The sequence below is a fragment of the Caulobacter sp. DWR2-3-1b2 genome, from assembly GCF_049896345.1.
Taxonomy (GTDB): domain Bacteria; phylum Pseudomonadota; class Alphaproteobacteria; order Caulobacterales; family Caulobacteraceae; genus Caulobacter.
The window spans coordinates 478,843-500,745 of sequence record NZ_JAFCUC010000002.1; the positions used below are offsets into that span (position 1 = coordinate 478,843).

The window sequence follows — 21,903 nt, forward strand, 5'->3', positions numbered from 1 at the left end:
AGACGAGCAATCGCTCAGCGCAAGACGCAAGAAAAAGCGCCTTGACGGAATGGCTTCTGAACCCCCTCGAAGCCGTGACTTCCCTCGTCAACGAGCAGGTGACTAGCACTCAGGTCGCAACGTCAGGCGAGCGCATCCTTGGCAGTGGCTGTCGTCAGAGCATGGGCGTCACGTGTCGGACGACGGCGCAGGAAGTAGACGCCGGCCAGGCCCGTGCAAACGGCGCCGACGACGCTGGTGGCATAGGCGCTGGCGATGAAGAAGCCGAGCCAGTCCAACCGTACCATGGCGAAGTTGCGCCAGACCAGCAGGGCGACGCTGCCGAGATAACCCGAGGCGTCGGCCACGTAGATCAGAAAGCCCGCCGTGCCGATTTGGCCGCTGAAGGCGATCATCCTGTCGAACAGCATGGCGTTGAACGGCGTGTAGGCCATGTAGAGGCCCGCGCCCGTCAGGATCATCCAGGCCAGGGGCGACAGCAGGTGAGCCTGGAAGGCCAGGGTCGAGACGCCCAGCAGAACAAAGCCCGCGAGGATGACGCCGTGCATCACCAGCAAGGCTCTCAGATTGTCGCGCACCAGGATCACGGCGGCCATGACGCCCAGGGTGATGACCGCGACCGGCAACTCGCTGGCCGTGAACACGTCCGAGGCCTGACCAAAGCCCATCGCGGCCCAGATCTCGGCGGCGAAATTGTCGCGGAAGTCGCGGAACGCAGTCAGCAGCACATAGGCCAGGACCAGCAGCACCAGGCCCGGCGCGTAGGTGGCGAAGAACGCCCGGCGCTGCGCCCCGTCCATCGGCTGGCGGCGGACCCGGGCGGCCTCGTCGGCGGCGTTGGGCGGCGGCAGTTGGGTCAGGGCCCACACCGACACGGCCAGTAACGGCATGAACAGCAGGCCGGTGGCGGCCGGCATCCAGAAGGGGCTGACATGCTCCACGACCAGGAGCCATTTGCCGACCGACTTCACCACACCCGAGGACAGAATGAAGCTGGCGCAGAGGATCGCGCCCAGCACTTCGGAGACCCGCCGACCTTCCATGTAGCCGAACACCAGGCCCCAGATCAGGCCCAGCGGCAGGCCGTTGAGGAACAGGGCCGCAACGTTCCACGGGGCGGGCAGGATCGCGAACAGCACCAGGGCCAGCCAGGAAAAGGCGATCAGGCCCAGGATCGCCACGCCGCGCCGGGCTGGGGCGATCTCGGAGATCAGCTTGACGCCGATCATCTTCGATATGGCGTAGCCGGCGACCTGGGCCAGGACGAGGGCGATCTTGTAGTCGAGGACGAAGGCCCAGCCATCGACCGCGCCGAAGGTCGCCGCCGCGAACGGCTTTCGAAAAGCGTACATCGAGAAATAGGCGCAGAAGCCCGCCAAGCCGGCGAACAGGGTGAACGCCAGCGGGTTGGCTCGCTCCAGCCAGCGTCGAGGACCTGAAATCATGAAACGTCCCTTGATCGAGCGTTTTGGTCTATACCAAATCAGCGACAGCCAGATGACGCAGTCGCGGGCGCGAAACCACCCTTTTCACAGCCTACCGCACGCGGATATCGACGCTGACCTTCAAGGCGTCGTGACGCCAGTATTCGCGGTCGAACTCGACCACGCGACCTTGGGCGTCGTAGCAGGTTCGGATCACGCTGAGGCCCGGCAAACCCGACTTGACCCGCAGGGCCTCGGCCTCGTCGCGGGTCAGGGCGCAGGGCTGCATGTCGACCTTGTTGCGCGCCACGCCTATGCCATAGACCGATTTCAGGACGCTGGTCAGCGAGCCGTCTAAATCGTGTTCCACCAGGCCCGGCGCCAGGGACGCATCGACGATGATGCTCTCGATCAGCACAGCCCGGCCGTCGATCGAGCGCCGCCGGCGGATCCAGTACATCGGCGCACCCACGGGGCGTGAAAAGATCTGGGCCAGCATGTCGTCGCAAGCGATCTCAACCTTGCTCAGCGTCTCCGTCTCAGGCCGCCGCCCCTGCGCCTCGACATAGGACATGAAGCCTTCCCAGCGGGTCGGGTCGTAGACGACCGGTGGCGGCGAGACATACCAGCCGCTGCGGTCCTTGCGGTAGATGACCCCCTCAGCCTCCAGTTGGAACAACGCCTCGCGGATGGTGCCGCGCGCCACACCGCCGCCGATCTGCATCTGGCGCTCGGACGGCAGGCGCTCACCCGGCTTGAACTCGCTACCGGCGATGCGCGCGGCGATGTCGTCACGCACGCCGATATACTGGAGATCGGGCTGTTGCATGGGACGACCTGGCCAGCGGTCGAATCCCGCCACGGCCGATGATGGGAGGGCGCCCCTCCGGGGTCAAGGAACTGGATCAGACCACTGACGAGCCAGCTTGGCGCAAGGTCAAGCTTTCACGAAAGTTTCGTCCCCATCTACATCTGTCTGGTCTATACCAAATCGAATTAGGAGAAGAGCCATGACGACCGACCGCCGCTCTTTCCTGCGTTCTGCGGTGGGCGCCGCCGCCGCAGGAACCGCTGGCCTGCTGCCGGCCACGGTCGCCAGGGCCATGGCTATCCCCGCGCGCCACCGCACCGGCACGATCATGGACGTCGAGCACGTGGTGATCTTCATGCAGGAGAACCGGGCGTTCGATCACTATTTCGGGGCGCTGAACGGCGTGCGCGGCCTGGGCGATCCGCGCCCGCAACGGCTGCCCGGCGGTGCCTCGGTCTGGCGCCAACCTAGCCGCGAACATCCGGACGGCTTCGTCGCTCCATTCCATGGCGACGCCTCGATCACCGACGCCTACACGGTCGACGGCGCGGATCAGGGCCACCAGGCGGCGACCGCCATCGTCAACGGCGGCCGCTACGACCAGTGGGGTCACTCGGGCGAGTTGCACAAGCGGATGGTCTACTACAAGGCCTCGGACCTGCCGTTTTACCACGCTCTGGCCAGCGCCTTTACGATCTGCGACGCCTATCACTGCTCGACCCTGACCCAGACCTATCCCAACCGCCTGCACCTGTGGACGGGCTGCAACGGCGGTGGCAAGGTCGGCGGCGATCCGCAGATGAGCAACTACGGCGAGGACGAGACGCCCAGCGCCGACATGGCCACAGACAAGGTCATGGCCCGGGGACCGCACGACTGGACGACCTATGCAGAGCGCCTGCAAGCGGCCGGGGTCAGTTGGAAGGTCTATCAAGAGTACGACAATTTCGGCGACAACATCCTGTCGGTGTTCAAGCCGTTCCGCCCCTGCGCCAAAAACTCGCCGCTCTATGAACGCGGCCGCTCGTGGGTTAGCGAGGGCAAGACCGGCGCCGATCGCACGCGTTCGGACGGGGAGCAACTGGTCGAGGCGTTTCGCGCCGACGTCGCTGCAGACCGCCTTCCGCAAGTGTCGTGGATCGTCACCGCGGCCGACCTGTCCGAACACCCGCAGGCCGAGCCCTCAAAGGGCGAACATGTCTGCGCCAAGTTGATCAAGGCGCTGGTGGACCATCCGGAGGTGTTCGCCAAGACCGTGTTCATCGTCAATTATGACGAGGCCGGCGGGTTCTACGATCACATGCAGCCGCCCATGCCGCCGCTGACGCCCGAGCAGGGCTGGAGCAGCGTGTCGGTGGCCGGCGAGAGCAAAACCTATAACCCGCAGGACAAGGGCGTCAACAAGGGCGCCCATCCGCTGGGCCTGGGCGTCCGCGTGCCGGCGATCGTGGTCTCGCCGTGGAGCCGGGGCGGTTTCGTCTGCTCCGAAGTCTTCGACCACACCTCGACGCTGCAGTTCCTGGAGAAGCGCTTCGGGGTTCGCGAGGACAACATCAGCGACTGGCGCCGAACGGTGTGCGGCGACCTGACCTCGGCCTTCGACTTCGCCACGCCGAACCAGGATTGGACGGCCCTGACCCTACCGCAGACCGCTGACTACATGGCGCGCGTGGCCCGGTCCAAGACCGCCCCCACCCTGAAGATCCCCGACACGCAAACGGCCTCGACCCAGGGGGGGCCACAGCGCGGCGCGCGTCCCCTGCCCTATGCGCTGTCGGCCGACGCCCGGGTTCGCGACGGCGGCGTCTGGATCGACCTCGTCAATAAGGGACGCACGGGCGCGGTCTTCCAAGTGTTCGACAACACCGATCGGGATGGTCCCTGGCGCTTTACCCTGGCGGCCGGCGAAACCTATGCGGCTGGACATTGGAACAGCACGAGCCGCCCGCCGGGGCCCTACGACCTGACCGTCCATGGCCCTCAGGGCTTCTATCGGCGGTTCGCTGGCGACGCCTCGCGATCGCAGCCGAGCGTATCGGTCGCCGCCGACGCTCGTTCCCGCCTGGTCTTGCGCCTCGCCGGCGGCGGAGGCGGCTCGGCCAGTGTCACGGCGCTCATGAACGATGCCTATCCGCTTGCCGAAGGTGAAGCTAGTCAGAGCTTGGTTCTGCCCCCCAAAGGCGTGGTCCGCTCGGTCTGGGACCTGCGCGGCAGCGACCACTGGTACGACCTGACCCTGACCCTGGCGGACGATCCGGCGTTCATCCAGCGCCTGGCCGGCCATTTCGAGACGGGACGCGCCAGCCGAACCGATCCGGGCATCGGCCGCATGCGCCTGTGAGCCACGCGCCCAAGCCCTGAGCCAGTCCAACACCTAGTACGGATATTCGATGACCTCTCCTATCGCGGCCGATGCTTTCGTGGCCGAACTTGCCGACCTCTTCACCCAACTCGGCGGCCTCCGTTATGGCGAAGACGTCAGCCAGTTGGAACATGCGCTGCAGACAGCCCATCACGCCAAGGCCGACGACGCGCCGCTGGCCCTGGTCGCCGCCGCCCTGCTGCATGACGTCGGCCACATGATGCAAAAGGCCGGCGAGGACGCCGCCGACCGCGGCGTCGATACGCGCCATGAACACATTAGCGCCGGCTATCTGGCGCGGGCGTTCGGCCCCGAAGTGACCGAGCCGATCCGCCTGCACGTGGCGGCTAAGCGCTACCGGGTGGCCGTCGACCCCGCCTATCATGAGCGCCTCAGCACGGCCTCCTTGCAGAGCCTGGCCCTGCAAGGCGGCCCGATGAGCGAAGGCGAGCTCGAGGCGTTCCTGGCCGATCCTGCGGCGCAGACCGCCCTGCGGCTGCGCGGCTACGACGAAGCCGGCAAGGCGCCCGAGGCCGAGGTGGCCGGCTTCGAGACCTATCACGACCTTCTTCGCGATCTGATCGAGCGGGCGAACAGGGTGGGCTAGCGAGGCGCCTCGCCCCGACGGATTCGCGCCTCGATATCCGCCAGCACGGGCCCGAGGTCGGCTACGCTTTCGACCACATAGTGCGCGCCGGCGTCACCCAGCGCCTTCGCGGACTCCGCGATCCGCGCTGTGCGTTCGGGGTCCGGCAGGATCGCCAACGCGCCCTGCTCCAGGCCAACACCATTGCCCGAGGCCGACAGGCCGACCGTCCAGGCGCCGACCTCCAGCCCCTCGCCGATGCCGACGACCGCGTCATCGACCTTGACGCAGGCTCGCCCCGGCCAGGCGCCGAGTTCGACCAGGGCCTTCCACATCATCAACGGCGAGGGCCGACCCTGCGCCGTTTCGCCTGCGCAAACCACCACGTCGGGCGCGTAACCCTGCTCGGCGGCCAGCGGCAGGATGTCGGCCATCATCGGGCGCGTGTAGCCGGTAGTCGAGCCGATCTTCGCACCCCGCGCGCGCAGATCGGCCGCGATCTCGGCCGCGCCAGGGATCAGCCTGGCGCAGTCGCGAGCCGCCGCGCGCATCTTCGGCTCCACCGCGTCATGCAGACGCGTGACGTCGTCCTCGGCGGACGCCGCGCCGTGGCGTTCTGTCCAGAGCGCCGCGATGCGCGGCATGGCGAGCAGCGCCCTCACATGGTCGCGCTTGGCCCGGCCCATGTCGGTCCGCGCCTCGGCCTCGGAAATCTCGACCCCCGCCTGGCCGAATACCTCACGCAAGGCCATGACCGGCGCGCGACACCCAAAGTCGATCATCGTGCCGGCCCAGTCAAAGACGACGGCCTGGATGGGACTGCGTATCATGCCATGACTCCTTGGGGACGTGCGTACAGGTCGGCGATAACCTCCTCGCCCAGCCCGAAGGCGGTCGAAGCGCCCGTGCCGCTGGTCACGGTCACCAGGCGCACGCAAGGCAGCGGCGCTTCGACCAGACTGTGGCCGGCGGCCGAGGCATAGGTGCCGGTCCAGCGCTCCAGGACCGGCGGCGACGCCTGGCCGAACACCTGGGCGAACTCGTCCAGGATCAGGGCGTCGACATCGTCGCGGGCGAAGGGGTCGGGCGTGGCGGCATAGTGGTGGCTGTCGCCGACCACCAGCGAGCCGTCGGCGCTCTGCACCACGATCAGGTGGACGCCGTGCTGCAGGTGCGCGCCTTGCTCGGCTTCCAGTCGCGCACGCAGGGCGTCCGCCTGCGGCAGGGCGGCGTAGCCTAGATAGCGGACGAGGCCGAGGTCGGACATCACCGGCGCGGGCAGGCGCCAGCCGGGATCGGCCAGGCGCAACATCTGTAGCTTGCACCGCGTCACCTCGGCGCGGGAGAAGCGCTCGGGAAACAGGGTGACCAGGTCATCGCCCGGGCAAACAACGATGGCGTCGGCATGGACCACGCCGACCGAGGTTTCCAGACGCCCGGTCTCGACGCCGCGCACGGCGGCGCCGCGCAGGAAAGTCACGGCGTGTGCGGCCTCCAGCCAGGCCGCCAGGCGGGGGATGGCGGTGCGGGACTCGACGCGCAGATCGACCTGGCTGGTCAAGGCGCCCAGCACCTTGCCCTGCCCCGGCAGGCGGTCGCCGAGGTCGGCGGCCTCGCGCCAGCCGCAGCCCTCGGCCATCTCGGTTTCGAGGAAGGCCTCCAGCACGGCCATGGCCTCGGGACGGCGGGCGACCATGGTAAGCCCCCTTTGCAGCACGTCGATTTCGGCGGGGCCGGCGATCTCGCTCCAGACCTCGGCCGACCGACGGGCGCGTCTCCAGACCTCGCCCCGCGCCTGGCCCGTGACCGTCACGAAGCCGAAGTTGCGCACCGAGGCGCCGTTGGCCTGGGCGTCGCGATCGATGACCACAACCCGCTTGCCAAGCCGCACGGCGGCCAGGGCGTGCGCCAGCCCCACCACGCCGGCGCCGACCACCGCGAGATCGAAATGCTGTTCCAAGTTCGTCACCCTTCGTCCGCGACCAGGTGCTGCAGCACGCGCTTTTCTAGCACCAGCAGCGCGCTGGCCTTGTTGGAGCGCATGACCAGCCCGGCGGCGAGCGGCTTGGCGGCCTGATGCAAGGCGCCCGCCAGGCGCAGGAACTCCGCTCGTCCTCGGCCGCCGGCGCCATGCAGCGCGCAGAGCTGGCGCCAGTCGAGCACGAAGCTCTCCAGCAGCAGGCTCAGCCGCGCGGCGCGGGCCTTGGCCTCGACGGTGTCGGTGGCGACCGTCAGCTCCGCGCGCAGGTCGTCGATCAACAGCTGTACCTCGGCGGAGGGCATCACCGGCGAGCGATGGTCGCCCTCGGTGAGCAGGTTTGAACTGTTCGCGGGGTCCCAGGTCACCGTCCGCCATTGCGCGCGCGGCGGCGCCTGGCCGCAGGCGAATTGCCAAAAGGCCGCCGTGCCGGTGGTGTCCGCAACGAGATGGATTCGCTCGACGCTGGCCCTGTTCTCGACATGGTGCGGACGCCAGTTGTCGAAGATCCACGCTTCGCCGGCAGCCATGTGTACGTCTTGCCCGTCGCAGTGAAAGCGCACAAGCGGCGAGGTGATGATGGGGATGTGCACCCGCACCCGCGTATGCCAGTGGTAGTTGATATCGGCATGCTCGGGCACGCCCGAACCCGGCGCGAGGCGCATCAACCGCGAGCGGCTCCAGACCACGCCAAAGCCCGCGAGGACCTGGCGCAGATAGGGCATGCCCGCCAGCCAGGGCGTCGACAACATCTGTCCGTACACGGAATCGGTCTCCCCGCCGCCGGCGCTGATCAGCAGCGCCGCGCTGTTGCCGGGCAGGCGGTCGGGGTGCGGGGCCCACGCCTGGTCCGGCAAGGCCGCGACCTCGGCCTGCAGGCGCGCCACGTCAAAGAGCACCGGGAGCTGAAAGAAGGGTTGGGACAGCCGCATGCGTCAGTCCCTGTAGCGGGTCAAGGCGTCGCCCAGCGCGTCTCGCAGCGGGGAGAGCCAGGGGGCATAATGCCGCCATTGGTCCAGCCCCTCCCGGCCGATGGGCTGGCGCACCTGCTCGGAACTGGGCGTGCGCACGCTGCGCCGAGTCTTGTGGAACGCCAGGCAGGCCGGCTCGAACGGCAGCCCGCAATGGTCGAGCATACGCCGCACGCCGCCTTCAAGATCCTCGACCAGGTCCTCGTATCGCACCCTCAGCACGCGCCCGGGCAGCACGTCGTCCCAATGCCGCATGAGGTCGAGATAGGCGCGGTAGTGGCGGGCGATGTCCTCGACGCCATAGCTGAACTCTTGATTGGTGGTCCCGAACAGCTGCTTGAGGTTGCTGAAGCCGCAGGCCATCGGTTCACGCCGCACATCGATGATCGTGGCGCGTGGAAACATCAGATGGATCAGGCCGATGTGCCAGAAATTGTTCGGCATCTTGTCGATGAAGAACGGCCGGCCCAGCCCGCGATAGGTGCGGGTCTCGGCCAGGAAGCGCTCTCCGAACAAGCGGACATCCCCGGCGGTCAGGCTTAGCAACGCCTCGGGGCGTAGCGGCAGGCGGCAATCAGGATCGCGACCGCAAAGTTCGCCGACATAGCGGTCGATCTCTGTCAGTTCGTGCGTACCCTCCACACAGGAATGGGAGGCCAGGATCTGTTCAATCAGGGTCGAGCCAGAACGGGGCAGACCCAGGATGAAGATAGGCGTGGCATCGTCCACGCCCCAGCCAGCGCGCGCGGCGAAGACATCGGCTGTGAACACCTGCTTCAAGCGGAGGGCGCAGGCTTCCGCGACGTCGGGGCGATAGCGGCCGGCGGTGCGCCGCATCGCATTGCCGCGCTCGTAGTATCGCCAAGCGGCGGCGTGGTCTCCCCGGTCCTCCAGCGCCTTGCCCAGTGCGAAACACAGATAGATGCGGTCCATGTTCTGGACGGCAGGCTGGGATTCCGCATCGACCATGCGCGCGATGTCGTCGTCGATGAAGCGATAGGTCTTTAGATTGGCGAGGCTGAACCAGGCCACGCCGTTGTCCGGCCGCGCCGCCAGGGAGGCGCGATAGTCCGCGATGGCTTCCTCCCGCCGGCCCGTGATCTTCAGGGCGTTGGCTCGCCACAGGCGCAGGTCGGCGACTTCCGCTCCCGATTGAACCGGCCCGGCCAGCAGCGTCCCATAGAGATCGATCACCGGCTCGTGGTCGCCCAGGCCCACACACGCCGCGCCGTACTGCTTGAGGTAGTCGCGGTTATCCGGGTCGTGCCCGAGCAGGATTTCGGCCTCCTGCCGCGCCCGCAGGTGCTTCTGCCGCTGCAAGAGCACCATGGCGTAGTCGAGACGCGCGGCGTTGTAGTCGGGCGCGCGCTCGAGCGCCGCTTCCAGCATCGCCTCGGCCTCGTCGAGATCGCCACGTTCTTGGCGTATCCGTGCGAGCAGGCGCAGAGCGCCGACGTTGAGATGATCGTCGGACAAGTAACGGCGGATAACTTCCTCGGCCAGTTCGAGATCGCCATCGGCGAACAGGCTGTTGGCGGCGACCACTGCGGAAGGCAGCTGGCGCAGCGCGGCCAGATGCCCCGCCGCCGTAGCCGTCTGGGCGGCGTCGCCGTGCATGCGATAGAGTTGCTCCAGCATGTCCCAGCTGGCCGGCAGCGTCGGGTTGACGCGCACGGCCTCTCGCAACGCCTCGATGGCCGCCGGCGCATTCCCAAGGACGACGTGGCAGTGGCCGCGCTCCTGATACAGGCGGCTAAAGCGAGGGTGCAGCGCCTGCAGGCGTGCGAGCGCGGCCAGCGCTTGCGGGACGCATTGCCGAACGCGCAGGTCCCTGGCCTCCCGCAGCAAGGCGTCGCGGTCACTGGAACTCATCGCGCCGCACCGGCCAGCAGGAACGGCTCCAGCCAGCTCGGTTCCGGCTGGTCGGCGTCATAATACTCGAAGATCAGATGGACGCGGTCGGTCTCGCCGTCGTTGCGCACCCAATGCGGGCCAAGGTTGTTGACCTCCACCGCCTCGCCCGCCGGAAAATGGTGTTCGCCGCCGCCGAAGAACGACACCACCCCAGGGTTGGTCGATAGCGGCACGTGGATCTTGTGCGGCCACTTCGCCGCCGGATTGGCGTCGATGTGCGGGTGGATCACCCCGCCCGGGGGCATGCTGGCCAGCATCACTCGCGGGAACACCCCGCGCGCATAGCCGTAGTCGCGGACGGCCCGCGCCAGCACGGGCTCCAGCAGGCCGCGCCACTCTGGCCAGGCTGCTCGATCGTGGGACCCGCGCCAGTCGCGGGGGCTGTCGATGAAGCGCAAGACGATATGGCGCGTCACGTCCAGCACCTGGAACCTGTTAGGCTTGCCAGCGTCCTCAGCGTCCCAGACCGCCTCGGGGATCTCCAGCACGGCCGCCCGCAGCGCGGTGATGTCGACCGGGCCAAGCTTGCGGACGCCCGTCGTCTTGCGCGGGTTGGCGGCGGGCGCGAGCGGAATGGCGTTCATCGCAGGCCTTCGAACGAGTAGCCGAACAGATCCAGGTCCTGAGCATAGCGCGCGGCGACGCCGTCGATCAGGGTCTGGTCATAATAGGGCCGATAGTCGCCGCGCTGGCTGCCGTTGACGCGGTCGAGGGGCCGGTTGGCGATGCCGAGGCGCGCGCAGATCGCGTCATACGCCCCCTGCATGTTCTCGACGCGACCGACCATGTCGGTCAGCAAGGTCTCGCCGTCCTCGCCCACCAGCAGCGAAGCCTGTGGCTGGAACAGGACATGGCCCTCCGGAGCTTCTTCGAAAAGAAAGTGGCGCATCATGTCGCGCGGTCGACGCTGGAAGTCATCGCCGCCCCGCAGCATGAAGGCGCAGTACGAGACGAAACGATCGAACGGGTTGCGCACGAAGGCGAACTTGAAATAGCCGCTGAAGACCTCCTCGCCGAGATACGGGCGCACCTGCCGCAGCGACAGGTGACCATGCCGGATCGCCGCCAGGTCCTCCCAAGGGAACCGCTTGTCGACGAACAGCCCCACCTGCTCGACGTCCTCGTCGCCCAGTTGCTCGCGCAAGGCTTGCCGCACGGAGTGGGTGCCGGTCTTGGGTACGGCGGCGAAGATGAAACGGTGGCGGTGAGAAATGATCATGTTTCTGGACACACGGAAAAACGCCCCCTCCCTGGAGAGGGGGCGCTGGGTCTAGGTCGTCTTAGAACTTGTAGCTGAGCCCCATCATGTAGGTCCGACCGCTCTGGTTCTGGTTATAGAGATAGCGGTTCTGCCCCCAGAACTGGGTGTCCTTCTCATTGGTCAGATTGACGGCGTCCAACGACACCTGGAGCTTGTCGTTGATGTTGAAGAAGGCCGAGGCGTCCACATAGGTAGACCCCTCGAAGCCTCGCGTGTCGGCGCTCATGACATCGCTGTTATAGCCGGTGTACCAGCGGGTGCGGTGGCTCAATGAACCGCGGGCGCCCCAACGATCGGTTTCATAATAGAGGGTAATATTGTAGTTGGACTTGGAAATACCGGTGAGATCCGTGTTGGAATTCACATAGGTATAGTTCGCCACACCGCCTAGTTTATCGAAGGGCTCAGGCAGGAACGAGAACTGACCTTGCGCCACGAATTCGACGCCGGTCAGCTTCACTTTGTCCGAACTGTTGGTTGGAACGTCGAAATCGGTGACGATGGTGCTGCCCGTTGCACCCGGGATCGTGCTGTAGGGTACCCCCGTCTCGCTAAAGGGGACGTTGTGCAGGGTATTGGACGTGATGAAGTTCGTGATGTCCTTGCGGAACACACCCGCTGAAAGCAGGCCTGACTTGCCGAAATAGTATTCCACCGACAGGTCCAGCGTGGTGTCTTTGAAGGGCTTGAGGTCGGGATTGCCGCGCGACGCGGTGATCTCGCCGTTATCCTCATCCTGGAACGCGCTGCCCTTGGCCGCCATCGAGCCCAGGCTCGGACGGTTCAGATTCTGGGTGGCCGAGAAGCGCACCAGCACTTCGGGCGTCAGGTCCAGCACCGTGTTCAGGGCCGGCAGAACGCCTTCATAGCTGCCTTTCACGTCCGTCGTGCCGAGATAGGCGTAGCTGTCGCCCTGGATCCAGCCGGTGCTGTGGGTGTCGGTGCTGTAGCCGCGCAGGCCGATATTGCCGCGGAAGCGCTTGCCGAACAGTTCGCTGTCCCAGTCGGCCTGCACGTATTCGGAGATGGTTTCCTCGCTGGTTTCGTAGACATTCTCGATGTCCTGCAACGCGCCGCCTGTCCCATCGGTATTGGGTCCGAAGCGGTGGTATTCCTTGTACTTGGCGAAGGCCTTGGCGTAGTCGCCCACCAGCCACGACCCGGCGTTGTTGGTGAACACCGAGCTGATATCGGCCACGGACGTGCCGCGCGTCTTGGACCGCGTTCCGTTGACGTTGTCGTCATAGAAGAGGTCCCGGCCGCCCTGGGTGAACTTGTGGTAGGCGATCCCCGCGCGCACCGTCAGCGCGTCGGTCAGTTCATAGCGTGCGTTCAGCACGCCCTCGCGCAATTCCGAGTGGTTATTGAAACCGCGATAATAGAACGAATCCATCGCGTAATTGGCTGGGTTGGTCGGATCCCAGCCCGGATAGCTGAACGACGCCGATTGGCCGTCGGCGCCATAGTTGGCGATCAGGTTGCCCTTGGCCCGCATGTAGAGTTTGTCGTCATAGGGGGTCTTGTAGGTGGACTTCTCGTAGCCGACATGGCCGTCGATCGACAGGCGATCGGACGCATCCCACTTGCCGGTCAAGGCCAGCTGGTTGAAGCGGTTCTCGTTCAGCGACCGGCGGTGCTCGCTGCCGAAGGTCGTGCCGGTGACGTCGGTCTTGGTGACGTAGCCATTGCTGTCGACATCAAAGTCGTTGAGCACCGACCCCTTCTGGAAGGCGGCGGGCCAGACCGTGCCGCCGGCCGGGGTGTCCAGGGTGGTTGAGCTGAACCCTTTGATCGGCCGGGTGGCCAGGTGGTACTCGTCGCGGTGGGTGGTGAACTCGCCGTGCAGCGCATCTAGGGTGAACAGCAGATTGTCCATCGGGCGCCATTGCACGGCGGCGGTCAGGCCGAGACGTTCCTGCTTGGCGTCCCAGGAGGAGATGCGGTTGCCGTTGGCGAAATAGAGGTCGCCGGCCATGAACCGGGCCTGTTTGGCGGCGCTCAGATGCGAGATGTCCAGGCCGCCCTTCACCAGGTCCACCGCGTCGCCCTCCGCGACGCCCTTGACGATTTCCGTCTTGCCCAGGTGAGCGGGAGTATAGGTGTTGTGGCCCTGTTCCGAGGTTTCGCGCTTGGAATAGGCGACCGAGACCGCCACGCCGAACTTGTTGTCCCAGTTACGGCTGAACAGCGCGGCGACGCGGGGTTGCGTATCCTTGGTATATTCGTTGGTGCCCAGCTTCAGCGACACCGCGCCCTTGGTCCCCGACGCGTAGTCGAAGGGCTTGCCGGTGAACAGGCCCACCGTGCCGGCCATGCCGCCCTCGTTCTGGGCCGCCTCGAAGGTCTTCTCGACCTCCACCTTCGAGAACAGTTCCGAGGCGAAGATGTTGAAGTCGAAGGCCCGGTCGCGCGAGCGCTGGCCACGGCTGTCCTGGGCGGAGTCGACATTGCCCAGCACTTCCATGCCGTTAAGCTGCACGCGGCTGAAATCGGGGCCGAGACCGCGCAGTGAAATGCGCCGGCCCTCGCCCGCCTCACGGGTGATCTGCACGCCCGGCAGGCGCTGCAACGACTCGGCCAGGTTCAGGTCGGGGAACTTCGCCATGTCCTCGGCGACGATCGCGTCCTTCTGGATGACCGAGTCCCGCTTGAAGGCCCGCGCATCGCTCAGCGACTTGCGAAAGCCCGTGACGACCACCTCATCGACCAGATCACTGGCGGCCAACGCGCCGGAGGCCTGCTGCGCGAGCGCGAGCGACGAACTGGCGCTGACGACCAGCGCCGAAACGGTGGCCAGCCAAAAGTTCTTGCGGTTCGGGCACATGGCCCGAACAGGATATTGCTTCGACATGAGTGTTCCCCGCCCCAACTGGTATGGACCAGGAAACTTAAGCAGCTTGCGGCGACATCTGCGTGACAGTTCCCTGTCCGGAGCGCAGGAAATTTGCGCGGCCCGTATAAACATCAGCAGTGACAAGAGTAATGGCCGAGCAATTAAAGACCGGCGACAGCATGGCGCGCCGTGCCGCAGGTTAAAACTTGGCGGCGAGGCGCGTCTGGGCGTCCGAAAAGACTGGGATCCCCGAGTGGCTTATACCGCATACCAGCGATAGTGCCCATTTGGACTATACCAATACGAACTCACGCAACGTCGACAGCGGGCGAGCCAGGTGATCTCGACGTCCGAGTCTGAGCGGAGCATCCGGGCGATTTCTTGCCGCCATATGCCGGAGCGAAACTTGGCGGCGGGATAGAATTCAGCCATCGCCTGACCGCGGGTCACCATGCGGCCCCTAAAGCGCAGAATCGCCTTCGACCGTCTCGTTCTGTCGCCTCAACGACATCAGGCGTGGCTAGACACTGAGAACCACACACCTTCCGGAATTTTCCATGCCCCCAGTTGATCGTCGCGCCTTCCTGCTCTCGGCGACCGCCGCCTTGGCCTTGCCGCCCGCTGTCGCCAAAGCTCTGGCCATCGACGCGGACGTGCGCGCTGGCTCCCTGAAAGACGTGGAGCACGTGGTGATCCTGATGCAGGAGAACCGCGCGTTCGATCACTATTTCGGCGTGATGAATGGTGTCCGAGGCTTTGGAGATCGCTTCCCGATTCCCTTGCCCGACAGTTCGGGTTTGCACCACAAGACGGTCTGGACCCAGGTCAACGACACGGCGCAGGGCGGACCGCCGCTAGTCTCGCCCTTCCCGTTGGACACCCTCGCAACCTTCGCCCACATGCGGGTTGAGGGTACGCCCCACAGTTGGTGCGACGCCCAGGCGGCCTGGAACGAAGGTCGCATGAACCGCTGGCCGGCCGCCAAGACCGAGCGCGCCATGGGCTATTACCGCCGCGAGGACATTCCGTTCCAGTACGCGATGGCCGACGCCTTCACGCTCTGCGACGCCTATCACTGTTCGACCCAGACCGGCACCAACACCAACCGTCTGTTCCTGTGGACAGCCACCAACGATCCGTCCGGTCAGCTCGGCGGCCCCTCGATCTCCAACAGCCACGACAGCTTCGTCGCCGACGGCGGGGCGGCCGATCCCTATCGCTGGACGACCTATGCCGAGCGGCTGCTGGCGGCCGGCGTGACCTGGCGCATCTACCAGGACATGGCTGACAATTTCACCGACAACCCGACGGCCGGATTCAAGGCCTATCGTGACAGCCATGACGCCCTTCCCGGGTCAGACCCAAGGCTGAAGGCCCTGGCGTTGTCGACCCGCAAGCTGGACGGCCTGCGGGAAGACGTCCTGGCCGGAACCTTGCCGCAGGTGTCGTATATCGTGGCGCCGGCGGCAGATTCCGAGCATCCCAGTCCCTCCAGCCCGGCCCAGGGCGCTGACTACACCGCCCGGGTGATCGACGCCCTGACCGCCGATCCCAAGGTCTGGGCGCGGACCGTGCTGCTGGTGATGTTCGACGAGAACGACGGCTTCTTCGACCACGTCCCGCCGCCCGCCCCGCCCTCGAAGGCGGCGGACGGAACGGTTCTGGGCGACTCGACGGTCGACACCGCCGGTGAATATCATCTGGTGCGCAACCCAACCGAGGCCAAGGCCGAGCGCGACGCGTTGATGGGACGTCCCTACGGGCTTGGCCCCCGGGTTCCGCTGTATGTGCTGTCGCCGTGGAGCCGGGGCGGCTGGGTAAATTCTCAGGTCTTCGACCACACCTCGGTGATCCGCTTCCTGGAAACGCGGTTCGGAGTGACAGAACCCAACATCTCGCCTTGGCGACGGGCGGTTTGCGGCGACCTGACCACCGCCTTCGACTTCAAGACTCCGAATAACGCCCCCTTCGTCAAGGCCTTGCCGACCACAAGGGCTTTGGCCGACCGCGCCGCGGCGCTCAAGGACACCACCGTTCCGCCGACACCGGTCGCGCCGGCGGTCCCGACCCAGGCCACAGGCCCTCGCCCCTCGCGCGCCCTGCCCTATGCCCCGCGGATAGACGAGGGCGCGCGGGACGGTCGCATGGGACTGATCCTGGCCAATGACGGCTCACAGGCAACGGTGCTCCATGTCTATGACCGCCTGCGGCTGGACCAGCCACCGCGCCGCTACACAGTCGAGCCGGGCAAACGCGTCAGCGACGTCTGGCCCACCGGGGCCTACGATCTCTGGGTGTTGGGTCCCAACGGCTTTCACCGCCATTTCATCGGCGCGACGCCGGAGACCGACCCCATCCTGCGAGTCGAAGCCAGGAGAACCGCTGGCCTGGTCGGCCTGATCCTGCGCAACCCCAGCGAGACCAGCCTGACCCTGACCGCCACGCCCAACGCCTACAAGACTGCCTTCCGCCCCTGGAAGACGACGCTGGCCCCGGGTCGCGAAATCCGCAAGGACCTACGGGTCAAGGCCAGCGGCGGCTGGTACGACCTGTCGATCGAAGCCGACGGCTACCTGCGCCGCGTGGCGGAACGGCTGGAGATGGGCGTCGACTCCATCAGCGATCCGGCCATGGGCGGCATGGCGATCATGGATCAGCCGTTTCGCGGCTGAACAGCCTGACTTGCTCGAACCGGACCGCGGGCTCGCGGCCCGGCGCGCGACACATGGTTCGAATTGGTCACGAGGGGAGCCAGCCCTGGCCCTGGAGCGAAATCCGGCCTCACGGCGGGATTTTTCGTATCGCGCTTGGCGCTCGCTCCCGCTAATCAATCAAGCTCAACTTCCGGCCGAACCGGCCACAGCACGGCTGCGAATGGGTCGATCCGATAAACTTGCCAAGGCTCGCGCGCTTGAGCTTATGGGGGCGCGCAAGTATCTGAAGAGCATCACGCCCATGACGTCGGACGAGCCGAACGACACACCGATCGCGCGGTCGGCTCGAGGCTCTGGGCGTCGCCTTCGCGGCGCTGTAGCCCACTATCGCGGCACGGCGATTGTCTCCGGCCAAATCGCGCCGGGCGACAAGTTGACCGGAGAGATCGCCAACGCCGAAGCGCTCGACGTGTCGCGCAGCGCCTATCGTGAAGCGGTGCAGGTGTTGACAGCCAAAGGCCTCTTGGAAAGCCGCCCAAAGGCCGGCACGCGGGTGCTGCCGCGCAGCCGCTGGAATATCCTCGACCCGGCGGTGCTGGCTTGGGCGTTTTCCGCCGAACCCGACGTGGCGTTCGTCCGCGATCTCTTCGAACTGCGGGCCGTGGTCGAGCCAGCCGCCGCGCGGTTCGCCGCTGAGCGTCGCGACAATAACGATATCAAGGCGTTGAGGGACGCCCTGGCCAAGATGCGTCGCCACACCTTGGCCACCGAAGCTGGCAGGGCCGCCGACCGAGCCTTCCACGACGCTTTGCTGGGCGCCACCCACAACAACGCAATGATGGCGCTGAGCGCCAGCATCGGGGCCTCCGTTAGTTGGACCACCGAATTCAAGCAACGCACCCGGGGCCTCCCCCGCGATCCGATCCCAGACCACGCTAGGGTCTGTGACGCGATCGTCGCCGGAAATCCTGACGCTGCGGGCGCGGCCATGCTCGCGCTTGTCGAGCTTGCGTTGGAGGACACACGCTCGGCGATGTAGCGGCGGCGTCATCGGTTCGAGGATTCAGGCCGAGCGAGCGTGAAGCTGTCGATATCCATCCGCCCCTCGCCGCCGCTTGGATTGAAGCAGAAGAGGCTAAACTGTTCACCCTGAAAGGTGCCAGTGCGCCAGGCGAAGGCCAACGGGAAATCGCCGGGCATCTCCGTCCAGGCGCGACCGTCGAGGCTGTAGGCCAAGGCTGCCTTGTCCGTGGTGAAGTCCATGTCGACCGAGAGCCACAGATCACGCAGCGGGATCGGCCGCGCCTCGCTCAGCGGCGTGGTCTTGGCCCCAGCCTCCGTGCTTTCGACCACCCGCGCGCTCAAGGCGCCTTGGCCATTTCCCGCGCCCGTCACCACCAGTTGGTTCGAGAACTTCCCAAAGGCGCCGAAGCCGCAAACATCACCCGGCGCCAGGGCGCGAACATCGAGTTTGACGACGCCTCGGCTTCGAGGCCCCTGCCCTTTCTGGACCAGGGTGTTTCTCGCCGCCCAGAAATCCGGGCTGGTTGTGGTCTTCAGACGGAGAAAGCCGGGCCGCTCGCCGAGCGACCAGCGGCTGTCCTGTGGATTATGGTTCCACTGCCATTGGCGCCCCAGTGAGCGCCCCGTGAAGTCATCCGAGCTGGGCGGCTCGACGAACGGCCTCCCCGGAATAGGCTTGGGGGCGCGGTCGGGAACCCGTCCGGGCGCGGCGGGCGTGCCCCAGACCGGCCAGTCGTCTTGCCAGAACACCGGGCTGATATTGGTGACGCGGCCAATTGCGCCGGCGTCGCGCATGACAAAGCCGTACCAACCGCCGTCGGGAAGATCGACTAGCGCGCCCTGATGGCCTCCGGTGGTGTCGTCGATCTGGTCACGGGTCTCCCACGGACCTGCCAGGCTCCTGGCCCGCGACACCGTCAAGGCTAGACGCCGGGGGATGGCGTTGAACAGATAGTACCATGCGCCGCGCCGGATCAGCTTGGAGCCTTCGGCCCCCTGGATGTAATGAACGGTTTGCTCGGCGGTCACGGCGGTAAGGCCGGCGTTCAGGCTCAGAAGCCGCACCGTGCCATCCGAGCCGACCGAGGTCACGATGAAGGCCTTGCCATCGGTATCGAAGAACAGGCCTGGGTCGAAGGCTTCGCGGTCAAGTTCATGCACGCGCCAAGGCCCGCGAATGTCAGTGGCCGAATAGACGCGTGTGTTGTGTCCTACCGGCGTGACAGCGATGTAGAAGCGGCCGTTATGGTGGCGCAGGCTAGGCGCGAACACCCCATGCCGGTAGTCGCCGCCGCCGCTGAGGTCGTATTTCGGATTCCCCTCGAGGCGCGGCATGACGTGGCCGATGATGTCCCAATTCACGAGATCCTTGGAATGGAGGATCGTCAAGCCCGGGGCGTTCACGAAGGTGGTGGAGGCGAAATAGAAATCCTCACCCACCCGGATGATGTCGGGATCGGGATAGTCGGCATTGAGCGGGGGGTTCTGATAGGTTCCTGAATCGCCGTCGGCGCGCCAAACCTGGGCTTGCACGTTTCCGGCGCAGGCAAGCAACAGCAAGCCGGCGATCGCCGAGATCAACGTGCTGATGGTTCTGGCCACGGCCTTTCCTGCTCAGCGCGCATCGGAGCCGGTCAAGGCCGCGTCGCCCCAGGTCACCGGATCGGGGAAGCGCGCGGCCTGGGGCGTGCGCGCCACCAGCTCGATCAGCTTGACCCCACCGACATCGGCGCTAAGCGGCGTGGCTGCGGCTCCAAAGCGTAACGGGGCCGAGCGCGCCAGGAGCTTGCCGTCGCCATAGACCTCGAACGTGACGGGCTGGCTGCGATCGCGCGCCGAATCGTCCAGCCCGACAGTTGCGTTGAAGCGCTTGAAGCCGGGGTTGCGGACCTCCAGCCGCGAATTGCCCAGCACGCCGATCCCGGCGACGAACTTTCGGCCAGCGACGGCCAGTTCCTGGCCATAGGGCGTGCTGTCAGCCTGGGCTCCGCCCCAGCCGCCATAGCGCGGCGGCTCCCCGGTCCCTCGGGTGCCGCGCCACGGGAGAAGCCCGCGATGGATCAAGGGCTCGGCCTCGGGAATGACGACGCCATCCACGGCCGGATTCACCAGCCCAGGGCTTTCGGAAAGATAGACGCCGTCGGCGAGGATCCGCGCACCATGGGCGGTGAAAACTCGCGTCTCGCGCGGCTGCAGCTGGAATTTTCGCTCGCCACGAAAGGCGAGCGCCTCGCCGGACCAGAGATCGGTGAGATCGACATCGGCGTCGGCCAGGAACTTCAGGTGAGCTGCGGTCAGCGTCGCCTCGATGGGCGCGGAAGTCCGGTTGAGGATCGCCACGGCCTTGTCGCCGCTGACCAATGTCTTGACGAAGATGCTGACGTCGTCGGAGTCGAAGGCCAGCACGGCCTGGTTGCCGGCGACATCTTGGTTGATGGCGATAAGCCGGGGCGCGCCAAGGATGTCGAGCAAAGCCTTGGACGCCTTGCGCAGATCATAGCCGATGATCAGCGGCGCATTGACCATCGCCCACAGCGCGAAGTGCGACCGCGCTTCGGTGAGATGGTTCTCGTCGAAGTCGCCGCTCCCGACATAGAGCATATCCGGATCGTTCCACGATCCTGGATGAGCGTAGAGCGGGCGCCGCGCCACGCTGTCAATGTTGTGCAGCATGCGGCTCCAATTGGGCGAAATGTCCTCGCTGGTGCGCGACATCGCCCCGACGTCCTTGGCCCAGGCGCGGACGTCGGCCGCGCCCCAGATGCAGATCGAATAGACAAAGTCGCCATCCGGGTTGTGACGATCCAGCGCCGCGCCGACCTCGCCATAGAGGGCGCGCACCGCCCCGACATTGGTTCTGCCCAGCGAGTCCGCATCGACTAGCGGCTCCAGGGCGCGGTAGAGGCCGGCCTTCACCTGCGGATGGCTGGCGGGCAGGCCGCGAATGCCACAGCCATCGACCTTGATCAGGTCAAAGCCCCATTCTTCGAAGTACAGTGCGATATCCTGATCGACGTGACCGTAGAGCCCGACCTCCCGCTCGGCCACCGTCCCCTCGGGTTGGTTGGGAAAGGTCGAGGTGAAGACCTGACCGCAGCTGTTGCGGCCGATATCGGAATAGATACCCGCCTTCAGCCCCATGGCGTGCAGACGGTTCGTCAGGGGGCGAAAGGTGGTGTCGCCGTTCAGCGTCGCCGCCGAAGGAAAGCGGTCGGCGCGGATCAGCATCCGGCCATCGGCGGCCCGGCGCTTGAGCCACCAGCCGTCGTCAATATCGACATAGCGATAGCCCTTGGCCACCAGACCCGCATCGACGAGGATCTGAGCCGAGCCCATGATCTTTTCCTCGTCGATGTCGCTGGTAAAGGCGTTCCAGCTGTTCCAACCCATTGGCGGGGTGCGCGCCGCGCCACGCTGATAGGCGCTCCAGCGTCCGGAGGCGGCGAGCGGATCGGCGGCGGCGGTCGCGGCGTGCGTGGCGAACAGCGCGATCAGGGCCGCAGCGACGAGACGAACAAACATCATGACCAATCCTGGAAACGGGTTTGGGCTGGCTTAACGGCCCTTGAACACCAGATTTTTGCTGAAGAACGGCAGAACGTGCTCCTGGAACCGCACTGCCACGTCGCTGGTATGGTCGCCAGGATAGATCTCGAAGCTGTTGGCGATGCCGTAGCGGTCCATCGCCGCGTGAAGCTTGGCCGCGTCCAGCTTCAGGCCGTCGCGGTCGGTGGCGCACTAGTCGCCATCTGAGCGTCGGCCATCCCTGGCAGGGCCAGCAGCAGGGCCATGATCATCGGACGCAGGGCGCGGGTCGGACCTCGGTGACGGCGCGGGTCACGCGTCTCGCTAACCCTCATTCAAACCTCCCACATCGCGCGATGTCGCTCTTGCACATCCCAGCTTGTTAGCGTTACCATTTGTCCGGCAAATAAAGGCCTGTCAATCGCTCGACGCTACGGTCTGCTCCGTACGCCGCCCATGGGCGTCGAGCGGTGACTGACCGGCAGCGTACTGCTCGTGAGACAGCCATAACAAACGGCGTGTCGCCTCAAGGCGATCTAGCCGGATAAGTGATATTAGGGC

The 21,903-nt window shown here is 66.0% G+C and carries 17 protein-coding genes; 4 read left to right on the forward strand and 13 right to left on the reverse strand.

Features of this window, described 5'->3' with window-relative positions:
- Positions 1-122: 122 nt before the first annotated feature.
- Both ACP694_RS08530 and ACP694_RS08535 read right to left on the reverse strand, forming a co-directional pair.
- Positions 123-1,445 carry a DUF5690 family protein gene (locus ACP694_RS08530; protein ID WP_426011696.1) on the reverse strand — a complete coding sequence of 441 codons (1,323 nt, stop codon included), beginning with the start codon at positions 1,443-1,445 and terminating at the stop codon, positions 123-125.
- A gap of 91 nt (positions 1,446-1,536) precedes the next feature.
- The gene (locus tag ACP694_RS08535; RefSeq protein WP_426011697.1) at positions 1,537-2,253 is read right to left on the reverse strand and encodes a UTRA domain-containing protein; all 717 of its coding nucleotides are present in this window, start codon (positions 2,251-2,253) and stop codon (positions 1,537-1,539) included.
- Positions 2,254-2,434: 181 nt separating this feature from the next.
- Between ACP694_RS08535 and ACP694_RS08540 the strand changes: the two genes are divergently transcribed.
- Complete coding sequence (locus ACP694_RS08540) at positions 2,435-4,576, forward strand: phosphocholine-specific phospholipase C (RefSeq protein WP_426011698.1); 2,142 nt, start codon at positions 2,435-2,437, stop codon at positions 4,574-4,576.
- A 49-nt stretch (positions 4,577-4,625) separates the two neighbouring features.
- Positions 4,626-5,204 (forward strand): HD domain-containing protein, encoded by a 579-nt coding sequence (locus ACP694_RS08545; protein ID WP_426011699.1) that lies wholly within the window; start codon positions 4,626-4,628, stop codon positions 5,202-5,204.
- Here ACP694_RS08545 and phnX read toward each other — a convergent pair.
- From phnX to ACP694_RS08580, 7 genes are all read right to left on the reverse strand, one after another.
- Positions 5,201-6,013, reverse strand: a complete 813-nt coding sequence (phnX, locus tag ACP694_RS08550) for a phosphonoacetaldehyde hydrolase (RefSeq protein ID WP_426011700.1) — start codon at positions 6,011-6,013, stop codon at positions 5,201-5,203. The two genes, ACP694_RS08545 and phnX, sit on opposite strands and share 4 nt — an antisense overlap.
- Complete coding sequence (locus tag ACP694_RS08555; protein ID WP_426011701.1) at positions 6,010-7,143, reverse strand: TIGR03364 family FAD-dependent oxidoreductase; 1,134 nt, start codon at positions 7,141-7,143, stop codon at positions 6,010-6,012. The genes phnX and ACP694_RS08555 overlap by 4 nt, the downstream gene beginning before the upstream one ends.
- Before the next feature lie 5 nt (positions 7,144-7,148).
- Positions 7,149-8,093 (reverse strand): aspartyl/asparaginyl beta-hydroxylase domain-containing protein, encoded by a 945-nt coding sequence (locus ACP694_RS08560; protein ID WP_426011702.1) that lies wholly within the window; start codon positions 8,091-8,093, stop codon positions 7,149-7,151.
- A 3-nt stretch (positions 8,094-8,096) separates the two neighbouring features.
- Positions 8,097-10,004, reverse strand: a complete 1,908-nt coding sequence (locus ACP694_RS08565; RefSeq protein WP_426011703.1) for a sulfotransferase — start codon at positions 10,002-10,004, stop codon at positions 8,097-8,099.
- Complete coding sequence (locus tag ACP694_RS08570) at positions 10,001-10,630, reverse strand: aspartyl/asparaginyl beta-hydroxylase domain-containing protein (RefSeq protein WP_426011704.1); 630 nt, start codon at positions 10,628-10,630, stop codon at positions 10,001-10,003. The genes ACP694_RS08565 and ACP694_RS08570 overlap by 4 nt, the downstream gene beginning before the upstream one ends.
- A complete protein-coding gene (locus ACP694_RS08575) occupies positions 10,627-11,265 on the reverse strand; it encodes a sulfotransferase family 2 domain-containing protein (RefSeq protein WP_426011705.1) in 639 nt (212 codons plus the stop codon). The genes ACP694_RS08570 and ACP694_RS08575 overlap by 4 nt, the downstream gene beginning before the upstream one ends.
- A 61-nt stretch (positions 11,266-11,326) precedes the next feature.
- Complete coding sequence (locus ACP694_RS08580; protein WP_426011706.1) at positions 11,327-14,158, reverse strand: TonB-dependent receptor; 2,832 nt, start codon at positions 14,156-14,158, stop codon at positions 11,327-11,329.
- Positions 14,159-14,697: 539 nt separating this feature from the next.
- Here ACP694_RS08580 and ACP694_RS08585 point away from each other — a divergent pair.
- A complete protein-coding gene (locus ACP694_RS08585) occupies positions 14,698-16,812 on the forward strand; it encodes a phosphocholine-specific phospholipase C (protein WP_426011707.1) in 2,115 nt (704 codons plus the stop codon).
- 283 nt (positions 16,813-17,095) lie between these two features.
- Positions 17,096-17,833, forward strand: coding sequence for a FadR/GntR family transcriptional regulator (locus ACP694_RS08590; RefSeq protein WP_426011708.1), 738 nt, complete (start codon positions 17,096-17,098; stop codon positions 17,831-17,833).
- An 8-nt stretch (positions 17,834-17,841) separates the two neighbouring features.
- Here ACP694_RS08590 and ACP694_RS08595 read toward each other — a convergent pair whose 3' ends face one another.
- From ACP694_RS08595 to ACP694_RS08610, 4 genes are read right to left on the reverse strand one after another with little or no spacing between them, the layout of a single operon-like run.
- Positions 17,842-19,419 carry a glycoside hydrolase family 43 protein gene (locus ACP694_RS08595; protein ID WP_426011709.1) on the reverse strand — a complete coding sequence of 526 codons (1,578 nt, stop codon included), beginning with the start codon at positions 19,417-19,419 and terminating at the stop codon, positions 17,842-17,844.
- Positions 19,420-19,431: 12 nt separating this feature from the next.
- On the reverse strand, positions 19,432-21,342 hold the full coding sequence (locus ACP694_RS08600) for an NPCBM/NEW2 domain-containing protein (protein ID WP_426011710.1): 1,911 nt from the start codon (positions 21,340-21,342) through the stop codon (positions 19,432-19,434).
- Between the two features lie 30 nt (positions 21,343-21,372).
- A complete protein-coding gene (locus ACP694_RS08605; RefSeq protein WP_426011711.1) occupies positions 21,373-21,501 on the reverse strand; it encodes a hypothetical protein in 129 nt (42 codons plus the stop codon).
- Between the two features lie 29 nt (positions 21,502-21,530).
- Positions 21,531-21,677: a hypothetical protein gene (locus ACP694_RS08610; RefSeq protein WP_426011712.1), complete on the reverse strand. Its 147-nt coding sequence runs from the start codon at positions 21,675-21,677 to the stop codon at positions 21,531-21,533.
- Between the last annotated feature and the right edge of the window lie 226 nt (positions 21,678-21,903).